General features: G+C 43.0%; 1 protein-coding gene. It reads right to left on the reverse strand.

From position 1 onward, the window contains the following. Positions 1–140 precede the first annotated feature (140 nt). A partial coding sequence (locus AAEY88_RS14475; protein ID WP_350563511.1) for a sigma factor-like helix-turn-helix DNA-binding protein occupies positions 141–256 on the reverse strand: 116 nt, incomplete at its 5' end.

A 256-nucleotide genomic window follows, 5' to 3' on the forward strand; every position in this document is an offset into this window, starting at 1 on the left:
TTGCATCACCAATTAACGCATAACGGCCAAAGGTAGCAACGTCTTGCTCTGCAATTTTTGCATCTGCTAGTTGTTGCTCGCCGTCAAGTAATGCAGATAACGATTCGTCATCTAACCTGTTAACGTGTGCTTTTATCATACTAAGACTCGCCTATTAATGGGTTTAATTTGTTATCAATTGCTTCACGGGCACGAAATATACGCGAACGTACCGTCCCGACTGGGCAATCCATTACCACAGCTATTTCTTCATAGC

It is taken from the genome of Psychrobacter sp. CAL346-MNA-CIBAN-0220, from assembly GCF_040309805.1.
Taxonomy (GTDB): Bacteria; Pseudomonadota; Gammaproteobacteria; order Pseudomonadales; family Moraxellaceae; genus Psychrobacter.